The sequence below is a fragment of the Anaerolineales bacterium genome (assembly GCA_003105035.1).
Lineage (GTDB): Bacteria > Chloroflexota > Anaerolineae > Anaerolineales > UBA4823 > FEB-25.
This window is the reverse complement of sequence record PQAL01000026.1, coordinates 35,048-43,952: the sequence shown is the minus strand read 5'-3', so window position 1 is coordinate 43,952 and position 8,905 is coordinate 35,048. Positions and strand designations below refer to the sequence as shown.

The 8,905-nt window shown below is 54.9% G+C and carries 6 protein-coding genes; all 6 read right to left on the bottom strand.

The window, feature by feature from the left end; translation table 11 throughout:
- On the bottom strand, window positions 1–1,211 hold a 1,211-nt coding region (locus C3F13_11205), incomplete at its 3' end, for an arylsulfatase (protein ID PWB52701.1).
- A gap of 50 nt (window positions 1,212–1,261) precedes the next feature.
- Window positions 1,262–2,362, bottom strand: a complete 1,101-nt coding sequence (locus C3F13_11200) for a hydroxyneurosporene dehydrogenase (protein PWB52700.1) — start codon at window positions 2,360–2,362, stop codon at window positions 1,262–1,264.
- Window positions 2,363–2,631: 269 nt separating this feature from the next.
- Window positions 2,632–5,019, bottom strand: a complete 2,388-nt coding sequence (locus tag C3F13_11195) for an arylsulfatase (protein PWB52699.1) — start codon at window positions 5,017–5,019, stop codon at window positions 2,632–2,634.
- Window positions 5,020–5,202: 183 nt separating this feature from the next.
- Window positions 5,203–7,719 carry a hypothetical protein gene (locus C3F13_11190; GenBank protein PWB52698.1) on the bottom strand — a complete coding sequence of 839 codons (2,517 nt, stop codon included), beginning with the start codon at window positions 7,717–7,719 and terminating at the stop codon, window positions 5,203–5,205.
- Between the two features lie 5 nt (window positions 7,720–7,724).
- Window positions 7,725–8,036, bottom strand: a complete 312-nt coding sequence (locus tag C3F13_11185; GenBank protein ID PWB52697.1) for a hypothetical protein — start codon at window positions 8,034–8,036, stop codon at window positions 7,725–7,727.
- A gap of 177 nt (window positions 8,037–8,213) precedes the next feature.
- Complete coding sequence (locus tag C3F13_11180) at window positions 8,214–8,900, bottom strand: DNA-binding response regulator (protein ID PWB52696.1); 687 nt, start codon at window positions 8,898–8,900, stop codon at window positions 8,214–8,216.
- Between the last annotated feature and the right edge of the window lie 5 nt (window positions 8,901–8,905).

Genomic DNA, 8,905 nt, shown 5'->3' with positions numbered 1-8,905 from the left:
ACAGCATAATGGTTGTAGGCAGCGGGCGTCCCGAACTTATCAATATTGGCCTGCATGAAATCAAGGGTTTCCAGCTGGCCGAACCCGTTGAGGGGCACCATCTCGTTAAATGTGCCTTGTAATGTGCCTTCAGCAGAAGCGCCATTATCACCGATGATGTAGTAGACCAGGGTATCGTCGAGGATTTCCAGGTCTGCCAAGGCATCGATCAGCCGACCGACCTGGTGATCGGTATGTTCCAGGAAGCCAGCATAGATCTCCATCTGGCGGGCCAGGATCGGTTTCAGCTCATCCGGCATCTCATCCCAGGCAGGGATCTCCGGATGGCGCTTAGTCAATTCACAGTCAGGTGGGATGACCCCCAGCTGCTTCTGCCGGGCGAATGTCTCTTCACGTAGCTTGTCCCAGCCCTGGTCGAACTTGCCTTTATACTTGGCCGACCATTCGCTCGGCACATGGTGTGGGGCGTGGGTTGCGCCAGGGGCGAAATACATAAACACGGGCTTATCGGGCATCAACGCCTTCTGCCTGCGGACCCAGCTGATGGCATGGTCAGCCAGGTCTTCAGTGAGGTGATAGCCTTCTTCAGGGGTCTTTTTCAGCTCGACGGGCGTGGTGCCTTCATAAAGCGAGGGGAAGTATTGGTTGGTCTCAGCGCAGATGAAACCGTAAAAATACTCGAATCCGCTGCCAATTGGCCAGGCGCTATATGGACCTGCGGGACTGGTTTCCCAGGCAGAGACTTCATGGCACTTACCGAACTGGGCAGTAGCGTAGCCATTCAGCTTGAGCGTCTCCGCCAGCGGGGCACAGCTCTTGGGACGAATTGAGCAGTTTCCCGGGGCTGAGGTGGCCATCTCAGTGATGCCACCCATACCCACCGTGTGGTGGTTGCGCCCGGTGAGCAATGCCTGGCGGGTGGGTGAGCACAGGGCAGTGGTGTGAAAGCGGTTGTACTTTAGCCCACCGGCAGCCAGGCGTTCGGCATTGGGGGTGTAGCAGGGGCCACCAAAGGCGGATGAGGCGCCAAAGCCCACATCATCGATCAACACGATCAGCACATTGGGTGCACCCTTAGGTGGGCGCAGGGGCGTGATGGGCGGATAATATGTATCCGGGTCTTTGGCATCGAAAGTGGTCACCCCGACGTGTTGGGGGTCGGGGATGGGTAGGATCTCCCGTTGGATCTTATCCTGTGTTTTCATGATCATCAATCCTCATTTCTTCCAAATAAGTTGAGTTAGGCATCTGGCTAACCGTACTACTGGTCGCCGTGGATCTCGGATGCGTGGTAACACTCTTCAAAAGAGCCTGTAGCTTCAGCGTGCTCGACTAGCTCACCACCCTGATAGCAATCCAGGCTCACCGGTCCTGAGAAGCGCAGGTATCCCCCAGGGTACCTTACGAGCTCGGCTACGAGCTTTTGCACGCCTGTGGTCAAATCCAGGAATTTCTGACTCACAAGGGTCTTCTGGCGTGAGTAGGTCAGTACGTAGCGTGCGTCGGTATCGCGATAATCAAAGCAGATCGCATCCGGAATTGTCTTGCCGGTGTGTTCGTCGACCTGGTTTCCACTTCTCGAGAATACCAGCTTCGTGCCATCGTCCGCGATCACCTTGCCGTCGCGGGCGAGCATATAAATGGGAAAGGGCACATAACCATAGTGCTTGGCGGATGTGATGTAGGCGGTGACAAATGAGTAGGGACCAACCTGCCCACGCCCCCAGTACCAGTGGTCAACCAGATGCGCCATCTCCTTGTTCATCCAGTTGTGATCATGGTAGCCAGTACCCATTGCTTCGTGGACCTCCGAGCCGATCCGGTAGGTGGCCTTCACATTTCCCATGGGCACGAAAGGCGTCCAGGCGAAGATCGTTTGACCTTCTTGCCCGAAAACCATGTGGCCTGTCTCAGGGCGCCAAGGCTCGCTCGTTCCTTCAAGCTCAACCTCCGCTGAGAGATCCTCAGCCGCGCCCGTGATCGTGTACTTGTGCAGGTCACCGGTGAAGCGATGCTTCCCTATGCGGACGTTGCAGCTATCCTTGGATGCGTCGAACTCGGCTGCTTTGAACCTGCCGAACTTCATAAACTTTCGCCCGTCCGGTAGGTCAAGGTCGATCTCGATAAGCGGCTCAAGGGGCTGGTGGGGCCGGGAGGCATCCTTGGTGCAGAAGATTATCGCCAGTTTAGCGCCGTCATCAAGAATCGAATCGAAGTACCACCACTCAATATTCGGTGCTGCGGTATCGAGACGGAGGCCGTCTTCCCATGGTTGGATCTGGTGCTTTACAATTTTGAAACGCTCGTAGTCCTCTGGATTGGCGGCTAGTCGAGCTTGTTCAGGTTGGGTGTGTGTTGGCATAGCAGTATTCCTTTTTATTATCAATGTTGGCTAACAGGTTTATCAATCAAGCTATCCTGAGCTAACTTGGTCGGTGAAAACTTCGCATTTTGACCCTTGGCACCATGAATAGTCAACCTGACATGCTGGGGGTCGTGGATGGGAAGGATCTCCCGATGGATTTGGTCCTAAACGCTCATTTTCTTTACTCCTTTTTCGATTCTCGATCGTTCATCGGATTTATGGGATCTTATGGTATGTACTATAGTGCACAACACCTCTATTATTGATCATTGTCTGCTCATGGCCAGGCGTAGGCGCTCCTCCGGACTGATCAGATGATCGTGGTCATCCAGGCCCTGGTCGAGCTGCACCCATTCGATCTTGCCGTTGAACTTGCTGGTGCTGCTGGAGTAGTCTTCAGCTACCATCGTTCCATAATCGCAGCCAATATCCAGGGTTTCATCGATACTGAAAATCATCGGCTGGGTATACTCCACTCGCCCACTTCCGATCGGGTTACCGTCCAGGTAGAGCGTGACTCCACCGCCCTTGCCCAGCCCACCGCCATCATAGGCGAACTCCATGCGAACCTGGTGTTTCCCTGCTGGTAATAATGAGCTGGCTTCGGCATAGTAGTGTTGTAAGCCTAGCCAGTTGTAGCAGTACTTCAGCCGCCCGTCTTTTACATAGACCGACCAGCCACCACTACCCCCGCCCATGGTGACGATCACCCCATTGACGTTTCCTTCGGGGAGCACGACTGCGGCTGTCACGGCATAAGATTTATTCTTGGTATTGAGCGCCACGTTTTCACCGAGACGCCCCATGCCGCTGAATAGCAGCTGTGTCTTGCCACGGATTAACGTCGGCCGGCCGACCAGCTCGGCGTTAAAGCGCTCCACGCGGCGATCATCCAGCGGTAGGACATTGTACTTGGCTGCTTCGATCAGAAACAAACGCTGTAACTGGTGCAGCTTTTCCGGCATCTCCTTGGACAGATCGTGAGCCTGCGTCCAATCTTCTGGGCTGTATAATTCCCACTGGTCATCATCGTACGCCGGTAAAATGAAGCCACCCGGAGTAGGCCATGGGGTGCTGTGCCTGGTGACGGCTGTCCAGCCCGAGTGATAGATACCGCGGTTGACAAACATTTCAAAATACTGGGTCTCGTGACGCTCAGCTGCCTGGGGTTCGTCGAAGGAGTAGAGCATACTAACCCCTTCGTAAGGCTTCTGCTGGACACCATTAACAAATACAGGTTGAGGTAATCCTGCAGCTTCCAGGATGGTAGGCGCTACATCGATCATATGATGGAACTGGTTTCGGATCTCAGCTTTCGCCTTTATTCCATTTGGCCAGTGGACGACCGTGCCATTACGGGTGCCGCCCCAATGGCTGGCCACCTGCTTGGTCCATTGGTATGGCGTATCCATGGCATGCGCCCAACCCACCGCGTAAATATTAAATGCCTTGGGTGAGCCAAATTCATCGATGTGTTCCGTAATGTACTGGGGCGACGAAAATGACTGTAAAAGGCCCATGGTGGCTTCGGTCGTATTCATGGCGATCATTTCATTGAGAGCACCTTGCAGATTGCCTTCCGCGCTGGCACCATTATCACCGGTGATGTAGTAGATCAATGTGTCGTCGAAGACCTCCAGATCTTCCAACGCATCGATCAGCCGCCCGATGTGATAATCGGTGTGCTCCAGAAAGCCCGCGTACACTTCCATCTGGCGCGCCAGTATCGGTCGCAATGGAGCGGGGATCTCATCCCAGGCAGGGATACCGGCGTGACGTTTGGTCAGCTCCGCCTCGGGGGGGATCACGCCCAGCTGCTTCTGGCGGGCGAAGGTCTCTTCGCGCAAATTATCCCAGCCTTGATCGAATTTGCCTTTATATTTATCCGACCATTCTTTTGGTACGTGGTGAGGGGCGTGGGTCGCTCCTGGTGCAAAGTACATGAAGAAGGGTTTGTCGGGCATTAGCGCCTTCTGCTGGCGCACCCAGCTGATGGCCTTATCGGTCATGTCCTCAGTGAAATGGTAGCCTTCTTCGGGTGTTTTTTCTGGCTCGATCGGCCTGGTGCCTTCATATAACGCAGGGTAATACTGGTTGGTCTCCCCGCCGATGAAACCGTAGAAATACTCGAACCCACTACCGGTGGGCCAGCCCGTGTAAGGTCCCATCGGGCTGGTTTGCCAAACCGGCACTTCATGGCACTTGCCAAACTGTGCTGTGGCGTAGCCATTGAGCTTGAGCGTCTCAGCCAGGGGAGCACAGGTGTTGGGGCGAATCGAATTGTAGCCCGGGGCAGAAGTTGCCAGCTCGGGAAGGCAACCCATCCCGACTGTGTGGTGGTTGCGACCGGTGAGCAATGCCTGACGGGAGGGCGCACACAAGGCACAGGTGTGAAAGCGGGTGTACTTCAACCCATTGGCTGCCAAATGCTCGGCCGTTGGCGTGTAGCATGGTCCGCCAAAGACACTGGGCGCACCAAAACCCAAATCATCCAGCAGAATGATTAATATATTCGGTGCTCCTGCTGGAGGGCGGAGTGGCACGATCGGCGGGTACTTCGTGTCTGGATCTTTGGAATCGTATGTGGTTAACCCGACGTATGGGATGTCGGGGATGGGAAGGATCTCCCGCTGGATATTTTCTTTCACGCTCATTTTTTCTCCTCCTTTATTGTCTTGACATAGCCAGGTGTAAACGTTCTTCAGGGCTGATCAGGTGATTATGAACATCAATATCCAGGTCAGGTTGGATCCAGTTGATCTTTCCGGTAAACCCACAGACCTCGGGAGTGAAGGAGTGGGAAGCGAAGCTCGTTCTTCTTTCTTGCATAAGCGATCTTACGGCTGCCAGTAGGGCAGCTGGTCATCACCTGGGTCGTTGGTTAAGTTCACGGGACCTGAGCCGTCGGCGGCCATGATATAGATCTCCCAGTTGCCGTCCCGGTTGGTTTGGAAGGCAATATATTTTCCATCGGGTGACCAGGTGGGTGCCCAATCCTCAGCCGCGTTATTGGTGAGGTTGGTCAGTCCATTGCCATCGATGTTGATGACGAAGATATCTGACTGTCCATCGCGGATAGAGCGGAAGACGATTTGCTTTCCATCCGGTGACCAAGCTGGCGAGTAGTCGATGAACGTATCGTTGGTCAAGTGCGTCACGCCACTGCCATCGGCATTCATGAGATATAGGTCATAGATGCCGAGTTTCTGATCGCGATCAGACACGAAAACTATTTGTTTACCATCCGGAGACCAGCTGGGTGAAAAATCATCCGTCGGGCTGTTGGTGAGTCGTACGGCGCTTGAGCCATCGGCATTCATGGTATAGATCTCATTGTTCCCATCCCGCCGGGAGGTGAAGGCGATCAGCTTCCCATCGGGTGACCAGGCTGGGAAGGCTTCATCGGAACCATCGACCGCATCCAGGGTCACCTGGTTAGAGCCATCCGCATTGATGGCGGCGATGAAACTGTTGGTCAATCCGAAGGAAGTGAAAATGATCTGCTTCCCATCGGGTGACCATGGACCGGCGAAATTGTTGGAATCCCCACGTGTGAGGCGACTGAGGTCCATGCCTTCGGTACTCATTAAGTACAGGTCGCGGTAATCGCCACCTCGGTTTGAATCGAACACCATCTGGCTCCCTCCACCCCCTAAGGCGGTACCAGAAGATGAAGCAGATGCCTCGACCTCTTCACCGCAATTAAGAGTGACCGTATAGAGCTTCTGTTCGGGGGTCAGTGGGCAAACAGTGATGGGCTGATCGGTCGGACAGTTCACCTTGGGATCGTGAGTCCACATTGCACCTGCATAACAGAGCTGGTTATCCTTGCGATACCCCATGTAATGGCCTGTCGGCCCATCCGCCCCGAGCAATGGGTCCATCATGTAGCCCTCATCGGTAAGCATGGACTCCAGCTCAGAAACCACAGCTGAAGGGCTTTCGAAATCCACGCCCGTCCCGGTGATGGTCGACTGGCAGCCTGTGCCAGTTGCGTTATTGACCGAATCACTAAGAGGTTCTTCAGATTGCGTGGGGATCATGTCATTGAGGGTATGCGACATGGCCTGGGCCATCCCGTTACACACCTCCATTGATAAAGGCTGGATGGCCAAACCCGATGCAGGGGTCGTCGTACCCGAAGGTGAGCAGACCCCATTGTAATAATCCCAGGCATCACACTGCGAGCCGTCCTTGAAGGTGCAGGTACCCTGCTCATCGGCAGCCCCGGAATTGCCTGTGATGGCATAGGTACCACCCGTGATGGCACAGTAGCGGGCGGCTTCGGTGGCATAGCCGGTGACCTTGACCCCGCCCACCGGGCAATCTCCCCGCATCAGGGCCCATTCTTCACATTGGTAGTTATCCTCAAAGTAGCACACCCCGATCTGGCCCAGGTCACCACGGTCCTCGATTTCCAGAGTGCCGCCCTGGTCGATACAGTATTGCGAAGCCGGATTGGCGGTCCCTGCCCCGAGCTGGGAGGCCTGGGGGGTGGTGAACATCATGGTGGATAGCACCTGCAGCACCAGGTCGTGACTGGAGGTCAGGTTGTTGCTGGTATATGCTCGGACTGAGAAATCGTTCCCTTCAGGCACCTGGTAATCAATCTGGGCCCATTCCTCGGTGCCATCAGCCTTTGTTGTGTGGCAGGCAGGGACCGTTCCGATAGCAAGCTGGATCGATTCAGTCCCTGTTGGGCAGGCGCCGCCAAAACCGGTGCCCCAATAGATCTCCACACCGCCTTCCGAACCGATGTATGCCATCCCGTGCAATGCCCCATCGTTCTGGTCAGGCAGGGCTTGCTCCGTCCAACTGGTGGGTGCTTTAAGGCTATAGCCCACATCGGTGTTGGCGAAGGTTTGCCACTCGCTGATCTGCTGGGAGGCCTCAGTGGGAATGAAATTTACCGTCGACAGTACCTGGAGGATCAGGTCATGGCTGGTCGACTGCTTGTTGCTGGTGTAGGCCCGTAGTGAGTAATCGATACCGCTGTTCTGGTAAGCGATCTGGCTCCATTCCTCGGTCCCATCGCTCTTGGTGGCATGGCAGGCGCTCACCTCCCCGGCTGCCAGCTTCACCATTTCAGTACCGGTGGTGCAAGCCCCCCCGAAAGCCGCACCCCAGTACACCTCCACACCGCCTTCTGAGCCCGTATAAGCCATCCCGTGAATGGATCCATTACCCTGGTCGGGCAGGGCAGCCTGGACCCAGGCCGTTGGAGCTTGGAGGGTATAGCCAGCCTCGGCGTTTGTGAAAGTCTGCCATTCACTGACTGGCTGGGTTGTGGCAGTGGGTTTACACGCAATCAGCAAGAGAGGCAGGATGATCATGAAAACGATCGTTTTTCGCATGGTCTTTACTCCTTGGTTATATATCCTAATATTGAGTCTGATGGGGAGCCACTGATCAGCTGCACAAGCTCCTCCATCGAGAATATTCGTAGCTGCTGCCCTGACCACAGGCTGACGCGATCGCTACCCGAATCGACACTGATCAAGACCAGGTCAGGTAGCGTTCTTAATAAGGTGAACCCCGGATCGGGGTGGGAAGCCTGGACATCGAAAATGATCACATCGGGAGCTAATTTTCCAAGCTCCTGGACATCTGGTAGAGGCGGGGAGAGCTGGATGACCTCCAGATTCTGGAAACGTTTAAGGCTTTCCCCCATGGTACTTAGCAGGATTGATTTCCCGTATAGAAATACTCTTCTGTTTTTATCCATGCGTGGCCAAGCTTAACAATATCAAAGAGCAGCACCGTTCACAATGTCTGGCGGGACAATAAAAGGACAGCCTTCAATAGAATAAGACTGTCCTTTAAGACAGTGGGTGAATGTCCTATTATTCTACAGGGGTTGGTTTTCGCGGTCGGGGCCCGTTCCATTGAGGCCCAGCCGCCCGGCAGCAGCCAACACCTGCGACCGGTTTTCCAGGTGCAGGCGCTCAATGATCTCAGACATGTGATATTTGATCGTGCGTGGGCTCAATCCCAATTTTTGGCCAGCTTCCTTGTAGGAGTATCCCTGGGCCAGCAGGGATAGGACCTGGCGCTGCCGGGGCGTCAGGTCAACTTCGGATTGTGCCTTAAGCGCGTCTTCTGCGGCGATCTTATCCGCCCCGAGGCGGGTAAATTCGCTGAGAATCTTATTCGCCAAGCCGGGCGAGAAGGGTGGCAAACCCTGCTGCGCCTGGTTAAGGCATTCTACCAGCTCATCAGCATCCATGTTCTTTAACAGGTAACCGCATGCGCCACTTTTTATTGCCTCGAACAGATCCTGCTCCTCGGTTGAGGTGGTCAGGATAATGATCTTAATCTCAGGCATCTCGGCGCAGATCTGTTTCGTGGCACACAGACCATCACAGAGCGGCATGCGGATGTCCATCAGGACCACGTCGGGCTTTAGCTGGCGCGCCAAGCTGACCGCTTCATTGCCATCATAAGCCAGGCCCACTACCTCGATCCCATGCGCCGTCAGCAGATTCTGTAAGCCTTCCAGGAGCAGGCGGTGGTCATCCGCAAGTAGTACTTTCATCTTTA

Bases quoted from the DNA above. Each gene is read 5' to 3' on its own strand.
- C3F13_11185 (PWB52697.1), bottom strand. From the start codon at position 8,036: ATGGGGGAAAGCCTTAAACGTTTCCAGAATCTGGAGGTCATCCAGCTC.
- C3F13_11195 (PWB52699.1), bottom strand. From the start codon at position 5,019: ATGAGCGTGAAAGAAAATATCCAGCGGGAGATCCTTCCCATCCCCGAC.
- C3F13_11200 (PWB52700.1), bottom strand. From the start codon at position 2,362: ATGCCAACACACACCCAACCTGAACAAGCTCGACTAGCCGCCAATCCA.
- C3F13_11180 (PWB52696.1), bottom strand. From the start codon at position 8,900: ATGAAAGTACTACTTGCGGATGACCACCGCCTGCTCCTGGAAGGCTTA.
- C3F13_11190 (PWB52698.1), bottom strand. From the start codon at position 7,719: ATGCGAAAAACGATCGTTTTCATGATCATCCTGCCTCTCTTGCTGATT.